Raw genomic sequence first — 16,107 nt, forward strand, 5'->3', positions numbered from 1 at the left:
ACCTGAGCGCTGCACTTTGCATCATTGCACCAGTAAAAACACAAACGCCCCGAATCAATCGAGGCGTTTGTATTGAACCGGTTCAGTTCAGAACGTTTTCACACAGTCTGCAATGCCCGGCGTTTTCGTATCTGTGCTCAACAGGTAAGGTGGGTTCAGCCCAGCGCGAACCGACTCCTACTGGTGACGCGCACGTCGCTCCATGTAGCGTTCGACATACGAGCACGACGGAATCACCGTGTAACCCTTGCCTTCGGCGTACTGCAGGGCATGCTCGGTCAACGCGGCGGCGATGCCACGGCCACGCAGACCGTTGGGCACGAAGGTGCGATAGATGTCCAGCGTCTGCTTGCCCAGATCCATATAGGCCAGATAGGCACGATCACCATCGACGGTCGTCACGAACTGGTGACTCGTCTGGTCATGGTGGATGGACAAACCCTCGCTCATCTTCACTCCTCTAGCCGCCAACCATTAGCGGCGCATCTATTTTTACTTCATACCGGTGCTGCGGCAAAAGCGCAAATTCTGATGCCACTGCCGACCTATGCAATTGGCCAAGCTTATCAGTCGGCGAAGCGCCCAGCCACGAGCAATCAGAAGCTCAACACTGCGATACAGAGCAAAGCCGCAATCACCGGGATCAGTACCGTGATGACGAAGATGTCCTTGTACGCCTGCTTGTGAGTCAGCCCCATGATCATCAGCATCGCAATCACTGCACCACAATGTGGTAGCGAATCGAGACCACCAGCGGTGATATTGGCGATCCGGTGCAACACCTCGGGCTCTACCCCCATCTCCAGGTAACGCGGCGCCAGGGTCTGCATGAAGATCTGCAGGCCACCAGACGAAGAACCGACGATCCCCGACACCACGCTGACCGAGGCGAACACCGACAACAGCGGCGGCAGGTCCACCCCCAGTATCCACTGGGCGAACTGAGCGAAACCTGCGGTCTGGGTAACCACACCGCCAAAGCCGATCACCGCAGCAGTATTGAGCAGCGGCATGATCGCATCATCCGCCCCCTGCCCCAGCAGGCCGAGGGTATTACGACGCAACGCCGAAAACATCAGCACCGCTACACCGGTAGCGATCACCAAGGCCAGACTGGGCCAGAGAATCGGCTGCGACTGACTGAAGGCCAACAATCCACCTAGAGCCCCCTCACCCGATACAACCGCGCCAGACAGAGCGAGCAGGCGCGGCAGCAGGATGATTCCCAGCACCACGATGATCGGCACCAGCGCCATCCCCCAATGCGGCCCGCTACCCGGCGCACCGGCCAACTGCTGCATACGCTCGTCCTGCGCGTTAGGCTCGAACCCTTCGCCGCGCTCGCGCGCCAGGCGCCATTCGCGCTGCAGATAGGCCATACCCAATACGATCATTACCAGCGAGGCGAGCAGACCAATCCAGGCACCTGCGAACAGATCGGTACCCAGCGCACTGGCAGCGATCACGTTGTGAATCGACGGTGAGCCAGGCAAGGCCGTCATGGTGAAGGTTCCCGCACCCAGCGCCGTGGCTGCGCAGAACAATCGCTTGGGCAGATTGGCCTCGCGCATCAAGGTAATACCCAGCGGATACATGGTGAAGATCACCACGAACACCACCACCCCGCCATAGGTGAGAACCGCACACACCAGCATCGCCACCCAGAGCGTGCGCTGCGTACCCAGGCCGCGAGTGATGGCCTGAGCAATACTGCTGGCCGCCTGACTGGCAGCCATGACCTTGCCGAAGATCGCCCCGCAGAGAAACAGCACGAAGAACTTGCCGGCAAAGGTAAATGCACCCAGGGGGCCGAATGGAAAGTGCTCGAGGAGCGCACCTGGTACGGCGACGCCATTGCTCAGTGCCACCAAAATCGAACAGAGCAATGCGGCGATGAATATGTTCACCCCGCGCAACGCCATAAAGATAAGTAGCGCCAAGCCCAGCAAGAGCCCCAAATTCCCAAGCATCTGCATCCCCTCTTTATTGTTTTAGTTTCAACGTCGGGACAGTTATAACAGCTCGTACAATCGCTACACTGTATGGATTACGTAACTGGCTGTTTTTTAGCCAGCCCGCGTAGGCCCTACCCTTCAGCGCCCTGCTCGAAGAAAAAAAACCTGCAACTCTTGCCCTGGCTCCGTTTACTTACTAAAAGTAATAGGTAGTATGTACGCCGGCTAATTTCCCGCAGTTGGGGAATTGCTCTTTATGGAAAACTCCACCTCAAGGGGAACACGATGAACAACGTTCTGAAATTCTCTGCTCTGGCTCTGGCCGCAGTTCTGGCTACCGGTTGCAGCAGCATGTCCAAAGAAACCGAAGCTCGCCTGACTGCTACCGAAGACGCAGCAGCTCGCGCTCAAGCCCGTGCTGACGAAGCCTACCGCAAGGCTGATGAAGCTCTGGCCGCCGCTCAGAAAGCTCAGCAAACTGCTGACGAAGCCAACGAGCGCGCTCTGCGCATGCTGGAAAAAGCCAGCCGCAAGTAATTGCGACTCGTTTTTTCGAAAGCCGCCCCAGGCAACTGGTGCGGCTTTTTTATTACCCGCTAATGACCTGCCACCCTCAGAACAGCTCGATTAGCAGGCAATAAAAAACCCGCGTACACGCATGCAGGCGGGCTTTTGCAACTGGAGAGATCAGAACGGGTTGTCGCTGCTCGCCACCACGCTCTCGGTCTGCGCCGCGATGGGCACCGGCATGCCGTCCTCGGCAGCAACCACTTCACGAACCATCTCCCAGTCAAGACGCAGGCCGCTGAGTTCGTCACGCTTGAGCAGTGCGTTGATCACCGCCGTGTGCTTGTCGACGACGGATGGATCACCCTCATCATCCAGCGGCGCATGCGCTTCCAGATAGACCTTGCCACCGCTGACGCCGAACTTGTACGGCTCGTTCAGAATGCGCACGGGAGTGCCGACAGGCACCATGCCCGCCAACTCCAGCACGTTGTGATTGAGCATGCGGAAGCAGCCATGGCTGACGCGCATGCCGATACCGAACTTCTTGTTCGAACCATGGATCAGGTAGCCAGGAAACGACAGCGTCATCTTGTAGGGGCCCAGCGGATTGTCCGGACCAGGCGGCACCACGGTGGGCAGAATGTCGCCCTCGGCCGCATGCTCTTCGCGAATCGACTTCGGCGGATACCAGGCCGGGTTCGGCGTTTTCACGGTCACGCGGCCTGTGCCCAGCGGCGAACCCCAGCCCTCACGGCCAATGCCCAGCGGGAAGGTGTGCACCACGTTCTGGCCTTTCGGGAAGTAATACAGACGATATTCGGCCAGGTTGATCACGATGCCTTCGCGCGGACCGGGTGGCAGCACGTACCGTGTCGGCAGGATGACTTCGGTGCCCTCGCCCGGCAGCCAGGGGTCGACGCCCGGGTTGGCGGCGACCATTTCCAGATAGCCGAGGTCGTTTGCCGTTCCCAGATCGGCAAAGGTGTCCTCGTACTTGGCCTTGATCACCTGTACCTGGCCCACCACATCCTCGCCTGGCGGCGGCAGTGGAAGTTCGAGAGCCTGCACTGCGGCACTGGAGCACAGTGCGACCAGAGTCAGGCAGCGGTTGACCGCAGAAAAGCGCGACAACATCCGGGATGTCCCTTGAAGAGTTGAATGATATTACGGCGATTGTACACCGCGATTTGCAAGGCAGGCAGGCGTCAGCCATCTGCCCAATTCGAGCACAGTCCCTGACGCTGGGCCTCGAAGGTAGCCAGGCACGCAGGGCAGAGCCGGCGGTCGCGCAGCCAGACCTTTTCCAGCGCCCGCCAACGCGGCTGCGCCGGTAACAAACCGCCACACAATGTGCGATCAGCATGCCCACCCAGGCGCAACTGACGAGCCACCAGGTGCACACGCACCTCACGACAGGCGAACAGATCCAGCTGCTCATCCGGCTCGATCAGTTGGTAGGCATAAAGGGACCAGGCAGGACGCGGCATCTGGGGCTCCGTGACAGGTCGGCCACATTAGCCGAAAGGCCTGAGGCGGAAAAGCCTCTGCCTACTCAGTTTTCCGCCATCCACAGGCGCTCAAAGCATGGGTTTCAACGTCGGCCAGACGTTGTCCAGCAACACCGCCTGCGCAGACTCGGTCGGGTGAATGCCGTCGGCCTGCATCATTCCCGGCACACCACCAACGCCCTCGAGGAAAAACGGTACCAGCGGCACGTTGTTCTGCTCCGCCAAATCAGCAAACACCTGGGCGAAAGCCGTGGTGTAGCGCGCCCCGTAGTTTGGCGGCAGACGCATCCCCAAAATGAGCACCTTGGCCCCTGCCTGCTGTGATTTCTCGACCATCGACGCAAGATTCTGTTGCAATTGCGCAGGAGGCTGCCCGCGCAGGCCATCGTTGCCACCCAACTCGATGATGACCAGTTCCGGCTTATGCTCCGCGATCAGCGCAGAGAGCCGCGCCGCGCCGCCTGCGCTGGTATCGCCGCTGATCGACGCGTTGACCACGGCGTGCTCGAAACCCTCCTGCTGAAGGCGTTTTTCCAGCAAAGCAACCCACCCCACGCGGCTATCCAGGCCAAAAGCGGCGCTGATACTATCGCCGACCACAAGTAGGGTGCCTGCAACCGCTCCCTGAGCCCAGAACATCAGGGCCAAGGCACCACTCAGCCACCATGCACGCATTTGGAATCTCCATGACTTCGAGCATTCTCGCTGCGCGGAACCTTAGCAAAGTGGTCAGCAGCACGGAAGGCGAGCTGACAATCCTTCATGACCTCGACCTCGGCCTGAACAAAGGCGATAGCCTGGCCATCGTCGGCAGCTCTGGCTCCGGAAAATCCACCCTGCTCGGCCTGCTGGCTGGCCTCGACCTGCCCAGCGGCGGCGCCGTATTGCTGGCCGGCAACAACCTCAGCGAGCTCGACGAGGACCAGCGTGCGCGCCTGCGCGCCGAGCATGTGGGTTTCGTCTTCCAATCGTTCCAGTTGCTCGACAGCCTCAACGCGCTGGAAAACGTGATGCTACCGCTGGAGCTGGAAGGTCACGCCGATGCCCGCCAGCGCGCCCGCGCCCTACTCGAGCGCGTCGGCCTGGGCCAACGCCTGACCCACTACCCGCGCCAGCTTTCTGGTGGCGAACAACAGCGCGTGGCCATCGCGCGGGCCTTCGCCGCCGAGCCCGACGTGCTGTTCGCCGACGAACCCACCGGTAACCTCGACAGCCACACCGGCGAACGTATCAGCGACCTGCTCTTTCAGCTCAACCAGGAACGCGGCACCACCTTGGTGCTGGTCACCCATGACGAGCGCCTGGCACACCGCTGCCAGCGCCTGATCCGCCTTGAAGCCGGACACCTGATCGACCGCGTGGAGCCCTGATGAAACGCGTGCCCTTCACTCGCCTGTTTTCGCTCGCTGCCCGCCAACTGCTGCGCGATGCCCGCGCTGGCGAGTTGCGGGTGCTGTTCTTCGCCTTGCTGGTCGCAGTGGCAGCGAGCAGCGCCATTGGCTATTTCAGCGCACGCCTGAATGACGCCATGCTGCTGCGCGCCAGTGAGTTTCTCGCCGCAGATCTCCGCCTGAGCGGTAGCTCACCCGCCAGCCAGGAACAGATAGACGCAGGGTTCAAGCTGGGCCTTGATCACGCCCAAGCGGTGGAGTTCTCCAGTGTGGTTGCCGCTACGGATGGCATTCAGCTGGCCAGCGTAAAGGCAGCCAACAGCCGTTATCCGCTGCGCGGCGAACTGAGGAGCGCTGCCGAACCCTACGCACCAGAGGAAGCGGGTTCCAGCCCGCGTCCCGGTGAAGTCTGGGCCGAAGCACGCCTGATGGTCGCGCTGAACCTGAAGATTGGCGATGAACTGGAAATAGGGTCCAAGACCCTGCGCTTGAGCCGCGTGCTGACCTATGACCCGGACACCGCTGGCGATTTCTACAGCCTGACGCCGCGCGTGCTGATGCACCTGGACGACCTTGCCGCCACCGAGGTGGTGCAGCCTGGCAGTCGCGTGCGCTTTCGCGAACTCTGGCGCGGCGATGCCGACGCCCTGGCCGCCTACCGCCAGGCCGTCGAAGCCGGTCTGGAACCCAATCAGCGCCTGGACGACGCCCGCGACGGTAATCGCCAGGTAGGTGGCGCCCTCGGCCGTGCCGAACGCTATCTGAACCTGGCCAGCCTCGCGGCGGTGCTGCTCGCCGGCGTAGCAGTGGCACTGTCGGCGGCACGCTTCGCCGCAAGGCGCTTCGACGCCAGCGCCCTGCTGCGCTGCCTCGGGCTGTCGCGACGCGAAGCGCTGGCCCTGTTCGGCCTGCAACTGGCGTTGCTCGGGCTGGTTGCCTGCGTGGTCGGCGCGCTACTGGGCTGGGCTGGTCAGCACGTGCTGTTCTATCTGCTGCGTGGCCTGATCCCCGATGACCTGCCACCTGCCAATCTGTGGCCTGCATTGGCCGGGATGGCCACCGGCCTGGTAGCGCTGGCCGGTTTCGCCCTGCCGCCGCTGGCTGCGCTCGGCCGCGTGCCGCCGCTACGCGTTCTGCGCCGCGACATGCTGCCGGTACCGGCCAGTTCCTGGCTGGTCTATGGCGCGGCGCTGGTTGCGCTGGGCCTGATCATGTGGCGCCTGAGCCTGGATCTGAAACTGACGCTGGCACTGCTGGGTGGCGGTCTACTCGCCGCATTGCTGCTCGGCGGTCTGCTGCTGCTCGGTCTGCAAAGCCTGCGCCGCCTGTTGCAGCGTGCCTCCCTGCCCTGGCGCCTGGGCCTCGGCCAACTGCTGCGCCATCCGCTGGCGGCAGCCGGACAATCGCTGGCCTTCGGCCTGATCCTGCTGGCCATGGCACTGATCGCCCTGCTGCGTGGCGAGCTACTCGATACCTGGCAGGACCAGTTGCCGGAAGATGCCCCCAACCACTTCGCGCTCAACGTGCTGCCGGCCGAACGCGATGCCTTCGCCACGCGCCTGGCCGAACTGTCGCCACACCCGGCGCCGCTGTATCCGGTGGTACCGGGTCGCCTGATCATGATCAACGACGAACCAGTACGCCAGCTGGTGACCAAGGAAAGTCGCGGCGAACGCGCCATCCAACGCGATCTGAGCCTGACCTGGGCCGAGCAGCTGCCGCCTGACAACCAGATCACCGTCGGCAGTTGGTGGGAGGCCGAGCACGCCAGCGATCTGCCTGGCGTTTCCGTCGAGGCCGAGTTGGCCGAAAGTCTGCAGCTGAAGCTCGGCGACCGCTTGCGCTTCAACGTCGGCGGCATCGAGCGCGAGGCGCAGGTCACCAGCCTGCGCCAAGTGGATTGGGACAGCTTCCAGCCCAACTTCTACATGATCTTCGAGCCGCAGACCCTGCAGGATCTACCTGCCACCTACCTGACCAGCTTCTACCTGCCGCCTGGCCAGGATGCAGAGCTGATCAAGCTCAGTCGCGCCTTCCCCAGCGTCACCTTGCTGCAGGTCGATGCCCTTCTTGCACAGCTGCGCAGCATCCTCGCCCAGGTCACCCTGGCCATCGAATACGTGCTGCTGTTCGTGCTCGCGGCTGGCATCACCGTTCTGCTCGCAGGACTGCAGGCGACCCTGGATGAACGTATTCGTCAGGGTGCACTGCTGCGCGCTCTGGGCGCCGAGCGAAAGTTGCTGATCAGCGCCCGACGTGCCGAGTTCGGCCTGCTCGGCGCAGCCGCCGGCCTGCTCGCCGCGCTGGGCTGTGAGCTGGTGAGTTTCCTGCTCTACCGCTACGCCTTCGATATGAGCTGGCAACCGCACCCCTGGCTGCTTCTGCTGCCGCTGATTGGTGCCTTGCTGATCGGTCTGGCCGGTGTTCTCGGCACCCGACGCGCACTCAATGCCAGCCCGCTGAGCGTGCTACGTGAAGGCTGAGAACCCTGAGAGGGGTTTGCTAGACTTGGCGCCCCTCTTCAGATCCTGAACACCATGAGCCGCTATCGCCCCCCTCGCCCTGCCGGTACACCACTGATCACGCCCGAAGGCGAAGCGCGTCTGCGCGCCGAACTTCATGAGTTGTGGCATGTGCGCAGGCCACAGGTGACGCAGTCAGTCAGCGAGGCCGCGGCCCAAGGTGATCGCTCGGAGAACGCCGAATACACCTACGGCAAGAAGATGCTGCGCGAGATCGACAGCCGCGTGCGCTTTCTCACCAAGCGCCTGGAGAAGCTCAAGGTCGTCAGCGAGAAGCCGTCCGATCCGAACAAGGTGTACTTCGGTGCCTGGGTCACCATCGAAGACGAAGAAGGCGAACAGTCGCGCTACCGTATCGTTGGCCCCGACGAGCTGGACCTGAAGCTGGGCCTGATCAGCATTGACTCGCCACTGGCCCGCGCCCTGGTCGGCAAGGAGCTGGATGCCGAGGTTCGCGTGCACAGCCCCAGTGGCGAGAAGACCTGCTACATCGTCGAGATCGAATACCCCTAAGTGCTCGCGAACACTGGTGCTTGAAGAGCTTCGCGAGCAGAGCTCGCTCCTACGTAGATGGCCGGCTTCACAGCCCGACTACCGCCGGGTGATCAGCCCCTGGCGCGCCACACGCACCAGCTCACCGGCGGTTTGCGCCAGGTCATCGGCGCTGGGCGCCTGGATCACCGCCAGGTCGAAACTGTCCCGCGCGAAGCGACTCAGCGACTCGCCGTTCTGCACGAACTGAATGCGAAAGGCGCGTGACCCGCCCCAGCGCTTGGGCCAGCCCTCGAGGTAGCGAAGCAAGGTAGGTTGATGACTGCCGCCCAGCAGCACGCGCGGATTGCGCAGCAGCAGGCCCGAGGTAATGGGCGCCAGGCGAATAAGGGGTTGGGGACAGATCATGGTCGCGTCTCCGCCTCGAGGATCCCGCTGGGCAGCGGTGAGAGGCGACACCGAACCAGCGCTTTAGCGGAATTTCAGGCGCTGATGACAACACCCTGTGGCGCCCCGCAAGTAGCTGTTTAAATCGGCGCAGCGCGCATCCTAGAGAAGCCCACGGCAAACTGTCAAGGCGCACCCAGCGTTACCCCAACCTTCGATTGGGCGGCGGCTAATCGGCCCACTTCCCCCTTCTCCCCCCCCGCCACCGCCTCAAAAATCACACGATGAACAGATGAGTAGCGGCCTTTCGCATGATCTTGCGTGTCGACACGTAACAGAACTTAGCCAGCGATATCGCCGCCAGTTCGCACCAATATCAACAAAAGTCCCGGGTTAGAGGCCTCGCTTGTGATTCAGCGACGCTGGCATGCTTCCTGCTGTCGTTCTTGCGCCGTACGCGCCACGGGATGGGCGTGATCTGTGTTGCTGGAAGCAGCTGACCGCCTCAACAAAATCCATCGAGAGCGCCCATGAAAAACAATAAAACCCTGCTCGCCCTCTGTCTCGGTACCGGCCTGCTCGCCAGCGGCCAGACCCAGGCTTTCTGGTTCGGTTCATCCGGCTATACCCAGACCAAATACCCCATCGTCCTCGGGCACGGCATGCTCGGTTTCGACAGCATCCTCGGCGTCGACTACTGGTACGCTATCCCGGCCGCTCTGCGCCGCGATGGCGCCAGCGTCTATGTCACCGAAGTCAGCCAGCTGGACACCTCCGAAGCACGCGGCGAGCAATTACTGCAGCAGGTCGAGGATATCGTCGCCATCAGCGGCAAGGACAAGGTCAACCTGATTGGCCACAGCCACGGTGGCCCGACCACCCGCTACGTCGCCGCCGTGCGCCCGGATCTGGTCGCATCGGTTACCAGCGTCGGCGCGCCGCACAAGGGTTCGGCCACCGCCGACTTCCTCAAGGGGATAAGCGACGGCCCGGCCGGCCCGGTCGCGACGCCGCTGCTGGTGGGCATCGTCAACGGCCTGGGGACGCTGATCAACTTCCTTTCCGGCAGCTCCAGCACCACGCCACAGAATGCACTGGGCTCACTGGAATCGCTCAACAGCCAGGGCGCCGCGCACTTCAATGCCAAGTTTCCGCAAGGCATTCCCACCAGCGCCTGCGGCGAAGGCGCCTATAGCGTCAATGGCGTGCGTTACTACTCCTGGAGCGGCACCAGCCCGCTGACCAACCTGCTCGACCCAAGCGACCTGCTGATGGGCGCGTCCTCGCTGACCTTCGGCAACGAAGCCAACGACGGCCTGGTCGGCCGCTGCAGCTCGCGCATGGGCCAGGTGATTCGTGACAACTACCGGATGAACCACCTCGACGAGGTCAACCAGACCCTGGGCCTGACCAGCCTGTTCGAGACCGACCCGGTGACGGTCTACCGCCAGCACGCCAACCGCCTGAAGAACGCCGGGCTCTAAACAGCCAAGCCTCGTAGGGTGTGTACGTCGCACCCTACGAGGCATCAGCTCTAATCCCGGTCCGACGCCTTACTGGAAGCTGCCGTGAAGAAAGCCTTATTCATCCTACCTCTACTGATCGCCGCCAGCCTGGCGTTGATGCTCTACCTGCAACCCGGACACCAAACCACCCACCTCACCCCTCCCGCCGCCAGGGCTACGCCGCCCGCGCCGCAGCCGGCTGCCCAGGCAATGGCCCCGAGCGTCGAGGACGCGCAGAAGCAGAAGAAGATCAGCAAGCTGGCCCTGCCCAGCTCCTTCGTAGGCACTGAAGTCGACGGCCGCTTTCGCGTGGATGCCGCCGGCAACCTGATCATCAGCGAAGATATCCGGCGGATCTTCGATTACTTCCTTGCCAGCATCGGCGAAGAAAGCCTGGATGCCAGCGTTTCACGCCTGCGCAGCTACATCGACAGCCAATTGCAGGAACCGGCGCGAACCCGCGCACAGACGCTGCTGGAGCAATACCTGAGCTACAAGCGCGAGCTGGTGATGCTGGAGCGCGACCTACCGCAAATGGCCAACCTGGATGCCATGCGCCAGCGCGAAACTGCCGTACAAGCGCTGCGTGCGCGCCTGTTCGACAACGAGACACACCTGGCCTTCTTCGTCCGTGAGGAAGGCTACAACCGCTTCACCCTGGAACGCCTGGCTATCCAGCACGACGGCAAAATGAGCGCAGAGGAAAAAGGTGTTGCCGTCGACCGCCTGCGCGCCTCCCTGCCGGAAGAGCTGCAGGACGCCGTATTGCCACAACTGCAACAGGAACTGCGGCAGAACACGGCCCGACTGCAGGCCGAGGGCGCCAGCGCCGCGCAGATCCGCCAGATGCGTCAGCAACTGGTAGGCGCCGAAGCCACCACGCGCCTGGAGGCGCTGGATAGCCAGCGGCAGAACTGGCAGAAACGCCTGGATGGTTATCTCGCAGAGAAAGCGCGAATCGATGCCAGCGAAGGCCTCAGCGCGGGTGACAAACGTACGGCAATCGAGGCCCTGGCCGCCGAACGTTTCGATGAGAGAGAACGCCTGCGCCTGGACGCCGCCGAGCAATTGGCAGCATCCAGCAAGAAACAGTAGCCTCAGGCGCTGTCGCGCATCACCAGTTCGAAACCGACGTCAATGCAGTGCTGTTCCGGCATTTCGCCACGCATCAGCGCCAGCAGCATGTTCGCCGCCAGCTCGCCGATACGCCCACGCGTGGTACGCACCGTGCTCAAGGCCGGATGCATCCAGGCCGCCGCAGGCAGGTCGTTGAAGCCGGCGATAGCCAGACGCCCTGGCACATCCAACCCCAGTTGCCGAGCGCGGAACAGCGCACCCATGGCCAAGTCGTCGTTGTTGAAGAACACCGCATCGATCTGAGGCTGCTGCGCCAGCAGGCGGTCGAGTAGTTCGGCGCCCAGGCCGATGGATGACAACTGCGGTGTCAGCAACTCCAGTGCCGGGTCGTGGCGATTGAGGTATTGCATCACCTGGCGATAGCCCTCGGCACGCTGCAAGGTACGCGGGTCGAGCTGCGCCGCGGCGAAGGCGATATGACGGTAACCACGCTGCACCAGAGCACGGGTCATGGCCGCGCCAGCGTCTACCTGAGAGAAACCGACGCAGTAGTCCTCCGGCTCCTCGCTTAGCTCCATCAGCGTTACCAACGGGCAACTGCTGGCGCCGAGGATTTCCCGCGCCGCGTCGCTGCGCTCGAACCCCGTAAGCAAGAGGCCAGCTGGCTGGTGCGCCAGGTAGGAGCGCAGCAGGCGCTCGTCCTCCTCCACCCGATAGTGGCTGACGCCAATCATCATCTCGAAGCCGGCCGGCATCAGCACACGCTGGATGGCCTCGACGGTATCGACGAACACCGAGTTGGACAACGACGGAATCACCACCGCCACCAGGTTCGAGCGCGAACTGGCCAGCGCCCGTGCGGCAGGATTGGGTACGTAGCCCAGCGACTGAGCCGCGCGCATCACCTGCTCGCGCAGCGCATCGGAGACCCGCCCCGGCTGCGACAGAGCGCGCGAGGCAGACATCAGCGAACAGCCTGCTGCCTTGGCCACATCGGACAGGGTGACGCGTTCGGCGGACCGGCGACGGCGTTGAGTCATAGCGCCTCCATTGTTTACCAGTGGGCGATTCTACCAGCCCCGCCGGTGAATAAAGCGCGGGACACGCCGCCCGGGGTAACGTCACCATGCAAGGAGCGTTACCACCTGCGTGCCCCGCTAAACTGCAAACCTGCCCACGATCGGCTGCGCGTCAGTCGCACCTGAACGTGGGCAAGTCCTTATAGAGAGGACTTCTCGGCTTCGGCCTGGACCTGATCGAACAGTTGCTGGCCGACTGTATCGACGACCTTCTGGATTGCCGGCGCGGCCTTTTCACGCATGCGCTGCACTTCGGCGGGCTCGACTTCGTTGATCTGCATGCCCTTCTCCTTCAGCTCGGCCAGGGCGCGGGCTGCCTCCTCGCGGGTATCCTTGCGCTCGAAGTCACGCGCCTTCTTGGCCGCCTCCAGCAGGATGTTCTGCTCGGTCTGCGACAGGCCGTCCCACCAGCGCTTGGACACGGTGACGATCCACGGGCTGTACACGTGATTGGTCACGGCCAGGTACTTCTGCACCTCGTAGAACTTCGAGGAGAGGATGGTGTTGAACGGGTTTTCCTGGCCGTCGACGGCCTTGGTCTCCAGCGCGGTGAACAGCTCGGAGAACGGCAGTGGCACCGCGTTGGCGCCCATCAGCCTGAAGGTCTCGAGAAACACCGGGTTGGGCATCACGCGCAACTTGACCCCTGAGAAGTCCTCCAGCTTGCTGATCGGGCGACTGTTGTTGGTCAGGTTACGGAAGCCGTTTTCCCAGTACACCAAGCCGACCAGGCCTTTCTCTTCCAGCTTGTCCATGACCTGGCGGCCCACCGGGCCGTCGAGCACGGCATCGGCCTGCTCGGCGCTGCTGAACAGGAACGGCGTGTCCCACACGGCCATTTCCTTGGTGATACCCACCAGAGTTGCGGTCGAACCGACCATCATTTCCTGCGCGCCACCGATCAGTGCGCTCTGCATCTGATCGTCGGAACCCAGGCTGGCGGCGCCGAAAGTGCGCACCTTGAGTTTGCCGTCGGAAGCCTTGGCCACCTCTTCGGCGAACAGCTTGGCCGCACGACCCTGGTTGCTGTTCTCGTTGAGACCATAACCGAAGCGGATCATGCGCGAACGCACGTCATCGGCATGGGCGGTGAAACTGGCGAGCGGGCTGCATAGCATGGCAGCAGTGAGGATGGCGAGCAGTGGACGTTTCATCGGGACTACCTCTTATTGTTGTGAATGATGACGGCGCGCCAGCGCCGCTGGGTCAACTCAGCGCAACCAGGCCAACGGCACGGTAACGATGGACGGGAATGCCACCAGCACCGCGACGATGATCAGATAGATCAGGAAGAACGGCATGACGCCGCGTACCAGCACTTCCATGCGCAACTTGCCGATACCGCCGACGACGTTGAGTACCGTGCCAACTGGCGGGGTGATCAGGCCGATGGAGCCGATCAGTACGAACATCACACCGAAGTACACCGGATCGACGCCAGCCTTGATCGCGATAGGCGCCAGCACCGGTGCCAGAATCAGGATGGTCGGCGTCAGGTCGAGCACCATGCCTACCGCGATCATCAGCAACATGATCGCCAGTACCAGCAGTCTTGGATGATCAGCTAGTGGCCCGAGCATGGCGCCGATCTCGTCCGGCAGCTGGGCCAAGGTGATCATGTAGGCCGATACAGTGGCCGCGGCGCAAAGGAACATCACCGACGCCGTGGTGCGGCTGGCACGGGTCAGGGTCTCCATCAGATCGTTCCAGCTCAGCTCACGGTAGAGCAAGGTGGAAACGGCCAAGGCATACACCGCAGCGACAACCGCCGCTTCGGTGGGCGTGAAGATGCCGAAGCGCAGACCGCCAACGATGATCACCGGCAACATCAAGGCAGCAGCGCCATCGATCAGCACACGGCGACGCTCGGCAGCGGTGGCCTTGGGCGGCGTGGGCTCGGTGAAACCGCGGGCGATCAGCGTCCAGGCGACGATCAGGCCTGCGCCCATGATCAGCCCCGGCACCAGCCCCGCCATGAACAGCTGGCTGATGGAGGTATTGGTGACCACACCGTAAATCACGAACGGCATCGACGGCGGAATGATCGGCGCGATGATGCCGCCAGCGGCTACCAGGCCAGCCGAGGAATGCACGGGATAACCGCGCTGGCGCATCATCGGCAACAGCAAGGTGGCCAGCGCCGCAGTATCGGCCAATGCCGAACCGGACATACTGGCCAGCAGCACGGCAGCGGCGATGGCAACGTAACCGAGGCCTCCGCGCAGGTGGCCAAAGTAAGCCTGGGCCATGGCGATGATGCGCCGGGAAATGCCGCCGGCGTTCATCAGCTCGCCGGCCAGAATGAAGAAAGGTACCGCCAGCAGCGGGAAGCTGTCAGCACCGGCCAGCAGGTTCTGCGCCAGCAGCTGCACGTCCCAGAAATCCAGGTACCACATCAGTACGGCCGCGGTAAGGATCAGGGCAAAGGCGATGGGCATGCCGAATGCCATGAACCCCAGCAGGGAAGAAAGAAATACCGCGACAGTCATCGGCAGGTCCTCGGTGGGCAGTGCCCGTCTTGTTGGAATGGAGCCAGCATCATTCGACGTGCGCCTGGCTCAGGGCCGGCTGCGGCGTGCGCCGCCAGAGGTTGATCAACTGCACCACGGCGAGAATCGCCAGCACCAGCATGCTCGCCAGCACCGGCAGCATCGCCAGCACCACTGGGTAACCAACCACCGTACTGACGTTGCCCCAACCGAACTGCACCTGATTCCAGGCGCCCAAGGCCGAGAGCAGGCTCGCTCCTGCCACGAGAATCCAGCTCAGTGAATCCACCAGCCGCTGCGCCAATAACGGGAAGCGGTCGCGAACCATGCGGAATGTCATCAGCTCACCCCGCCGCATCCCAGAGGCCACGCCGACGAATACCAGCCAGACGAAGGCCAGCCGCGACAACTCTTCTGCGCCAGGCCAACCCGTGCCGAATGCGTAGCGCAGCACCACGTTGGTGAACACCGCCACCACCATGAAGGCCATCAGCACCGCCATCATTCCATCTGTCAGGCGATCGAACAGGCGCGCGACGCGACCTTCATAGATCGGTTCGGCACCTAGCTGAGCCGCCTGGTTAGCGCTATCAATTTCGCTGTCGAGCATATCCTGAGCCTGGCTCGACACGGCCTCCGTCGCTTCGCGACGTACCCAGGTCTGGATCTCGGCCACCAACGCTTGCCGCGACTGCTGCGCATCGACGACACGTACGTATGGTTCACCTGCCGGGCTTTCGAGAGTGGCGAACTGGCTGTCAACCAGCGAAGTCGGCATGAAATGTCCAGGCCGAGCACCCACGCGCTGCACAGCGGTCGCGTGATCGATATCCAGGTGCACGAACTGCAATCCCGGAATCGCCCGACGCAAGCGCTCGCGGTAAGCGCGCTTGAGCGCCGAGCAGGCCAGCACGAAGCACTCACCGGCGGTCTGCGCGGCCAGCATCTGCTCGCACAGGGCATCCAGCCAGTGGCGACGGTCTTCGTCGCTCAGCGGGGTGCCCGCGCGCATCCGCTCTACGTTCTCAGGGGGGTGGAAATGATCGGCTTCGATATGACGCCAACCGAGGGCAGTGGCGACTGCCTGGCTGATCTCGCTCTTGCCGGAGCCACTGACACCCATGACCACCAGGGTAGTACGGGCAGGCAGTGCGGGAGGCTGCTGTTGCATGGGAACTCCATGGGCACCATC

16 protein-coding genes are annotated in these 16,107 nt (G+C 62.8%); 6 read left to right on the forward strand and 10 right to left on the reverse strand.

Annotation, left to right across the window (positions count from 1 at the left end; all coding sequences use genetic code 11):
• Window positions 1-177: 177 nt before the first annotated feature.
• Together ACNFCJ_RS21620 and ACNFCJ_RS21625 are read right to left on the reverse strand one after the other, a co-directional pair.
• Window positions 178-450: a GNAT family N-acetyltransferase gene (locus ACNFCJ_RS21620; protein ID WP_099524325.1), complete on the reverse strand. Its 273-nt coding sequence runs from the start codon at window positions 448-450 to the stop codon at window positions 178-180.
• Window positions 451-596: 146 nt separating this feature from the next.
• Window positions 597-1,970: a GntP family permease gene (locus ACNFCJ_RS21625; RefSeq protein WP_416773563.1), complete on the reverse strand. Its 1,374-nt coding sequence runs from the start codon at window positions 1,968-1,970 to the stop codon at window positions 597-599.
• 270 nt (window positions 1,971-2,240) lie between these two features.
• On the opposite strand from ACNFCJ_RS21625, the gene oprI reads away from it, so the two are divergent.
• Entirely contained in the window at window positions 2,241-2,492 is a 252-nt protein-coding gene (oprI, locus tag ACNFCJ_RS21630) for an outer membrane lipoprotei OprI (protein WP_003239826.1), read from the forward strand.
• Between the two features lie 150 nt (window positions 2,493-2,642).
• On the opposite strand, the gene ACNFCJ_RS21635 is transcribed toward oprI, so the two are convergent.
• From ACNFCJ_RS21635 to ACNFCJ_RS21645, 3 genes are all read right to left on the reverse strand, one after another.
• Window positions 2,643-3,599: a L,D-transpeptidase family protein gene (locus tag ACNFCJ_RS21635; RefSeq protein ID WP_416773565.1), complete on the reverse strand. Its 957-nt coding sequence runs from the start codon at window positions 3,597-3,599 to the stop codon at window positions 2,643-2,645.
• 71 nt (window positions 3,600-3,670) lie between these two features.
• Entirely contained in the window at window positions 3,671-3,952 is a 282-nt protein-coding gene (locus ACNFCJ_RS21640) for a hypothetical protein (protein WP_061237999.1), read from the reverse strand.
• A 90-nt stretch (window positions 3,953-4,042) separates the two neighbouring features.
• Window positions 4,043-4,648 (reverse strand): arylesterase, encoded by a 606-nt coding sequence (locus tag ACNFCJ_RS21645; protein ID WP_416773567.1) that lies wholly within the window; start codon window positions 4,646-4,648, stop codon window positions 4,043-4,045.
• 11 nt (window positions 4,649-4,659) lie between these two features.
• Between ACNFCJ_RS21645 and ACNFCJ_RS21650 the strand changes: the two genes are divergently transcribed.
• From ACNFCJ_RS21650 to greB, 3 genes are read left to right on the forward strand one after another with little or no spacing between them, the layout of a single operon-like run.
• Window positions 4,660-5,343, forward strand: coding sequence for an ABC transporter ATP-binding protein (locus tag ACNFCJ_RS21650; RefSeq protein WP_416773569.1), 684 nt, complete (start codon window positions 4,660-4,662; stop codon window positions 5,341-5,343).
• Window positions 5,343-7,847 carry an ABC transporter permease gene (locus tag ACNFCJ_RS21655; RefSeq protein ID WP_416773571.1) on the forward strand — a complete coding sequence of 835 codons (2,505 nt, stop codon included), beginning with the start codon at window positions 5,343-5,345 and terminating at the stop codon, window positions 7,845-7,847. The genes ACNFCJ_RS21650 and ACNFCJ_RS21655 overlap by 1 nt, the downstream gene beginning before the upstream one ends.
• A 54-nt stretch (window positions 7,848-7,901) precedes the next feature.
• Complete coding sequence (gene greB / locus ACNFCJ_RS21660) at window positions 7,902-8,399, forward strand: transcription elongation factor GreB (RefSeq protein WP_416773573.1); 498 nt, start codon at window positions 7,902-7,904, stop codon at window positions 8,397-8,399.
• Window positions 8,400-8,477: 78 nt separating this feature from the next.
• Here the strand turns inward: greB and ACNFCJ_RS21665 are convergent, their stop codons facing one another.
• Entirely contained in the window at window positions 8,478-8,786 is a 309-nt protein-coding gene (locus ACNFCJ_RS21665) for a class I SAM-dependent methyltransferase (protein WP_416773575.1), read from the reverse strand.
• Between the two features lie 509 nt (window positions 8,787-9,295).
• On the opposite strand from ACNFCJ_RS21665, the gene ACNFCJ_RS21670 reads away from it, so the two are divergent.
• Together ACNFCJ_RS21670 and ACNFCJ_RS21675 are read left to right on the forward strand one after the other, a co-directional pair.
• Window positions 9,296-10,249 (forward strand): triacylglycerol lipase, encoded by a 954-nt coding sequence (locus tag ACNFCJ_RS21670; protein WP_416773577.1) that lies wholly within the window; start codon window positions 9,296-9,298, stop codon window positions 10,247-10,249.
• 84 nt (window positions 10,250-10,333) lie between these two features.
• Window positions 10,334-11,365 (forward strand): lipase secretion chaperone, encoded by a 1,032-nt coding sequence (locus tag ACNFCJ_RS21675; protein WP_416773579.1) that lies wholly within the window; start codon window positions 10,334-10,336, stop codon window positions 11,363-11,365.
• Between the two features lie 2 nt (window positions 11,366-11,367).
• Here the strand turns inward: ACNFCJ_RS21675 and ACNFCJ_RS21680 are convergent, their stop codons facing one another.
• From ACNFCJ_RS21680 to ACNFCJ_RS21695, 4 genes are all read right to left on the reverse strand, one after another.
• The gene (locus ACNFCJ_RS21680; RefSeq protein ID WP_106732387.1) at window positions 11,368-12,387 is read right to left on the reverse strand and encodes a LacI family DNA-binding transcriptional regulator; all 1,020 of its coding nucleotides are present in this window, start codon (window positions 12,385-12,387) and stop codon (window positions 11,368-11,370) included.
• A gap of 179 nt (window positions 12,388-12,566) precedes the next feature.
• Entirely contained in the window at window positions 12,567-13,580 is a 1,014-nt protein-coding gene (locus ACNFCJ_RS21685) for a TRAP transporter substrate-binding protein (RefSeq protein ID WP_416773580.1), read from the reverse strand.
• A 57-nt stretch (window positions 13,581-13,637) separates the two neighbouring features.
• Complete coding sequence (locus ACNFCJ_RS21690) at window positions 13,638-14,915, reverse strand: TRAP transporter large permease (protein WP_099524351.1); 1,278 nt, start codon at window positions 14,913-14,915, stop codon at window positions 13,638-13,640.
• 49 nt (window positions 14,916-14,964) lie between these two features.
• Window positions 14,965-16,086 carry a gluconokinase, GntK/IdnK-type gene (locus tag ACNFCJ_RS21695; protein WP_416773582.1) on the reverse strand — a complete coding sequence of 374 codons (1,122 nt, stop codon included), beginning with the start codon at window positions 16,084-16,086 and terminating at the stop codon, window positions 14,965-14,967.
• Between the last annotated feature and the right edge of the window lie 21 nt (window positions 16,087-16,107).

Source organism: Pseudomonas sp. NY15364, assembly GCF_048068235.1.
GTDB classification, from domain to species: Bacteria; Pseudomonadota; Gammaproteobacteria; order Pseudomonadales; family Pseudomonadaceae; genus Aquipseudomonas; species Aquipseudomonas mendocina_D.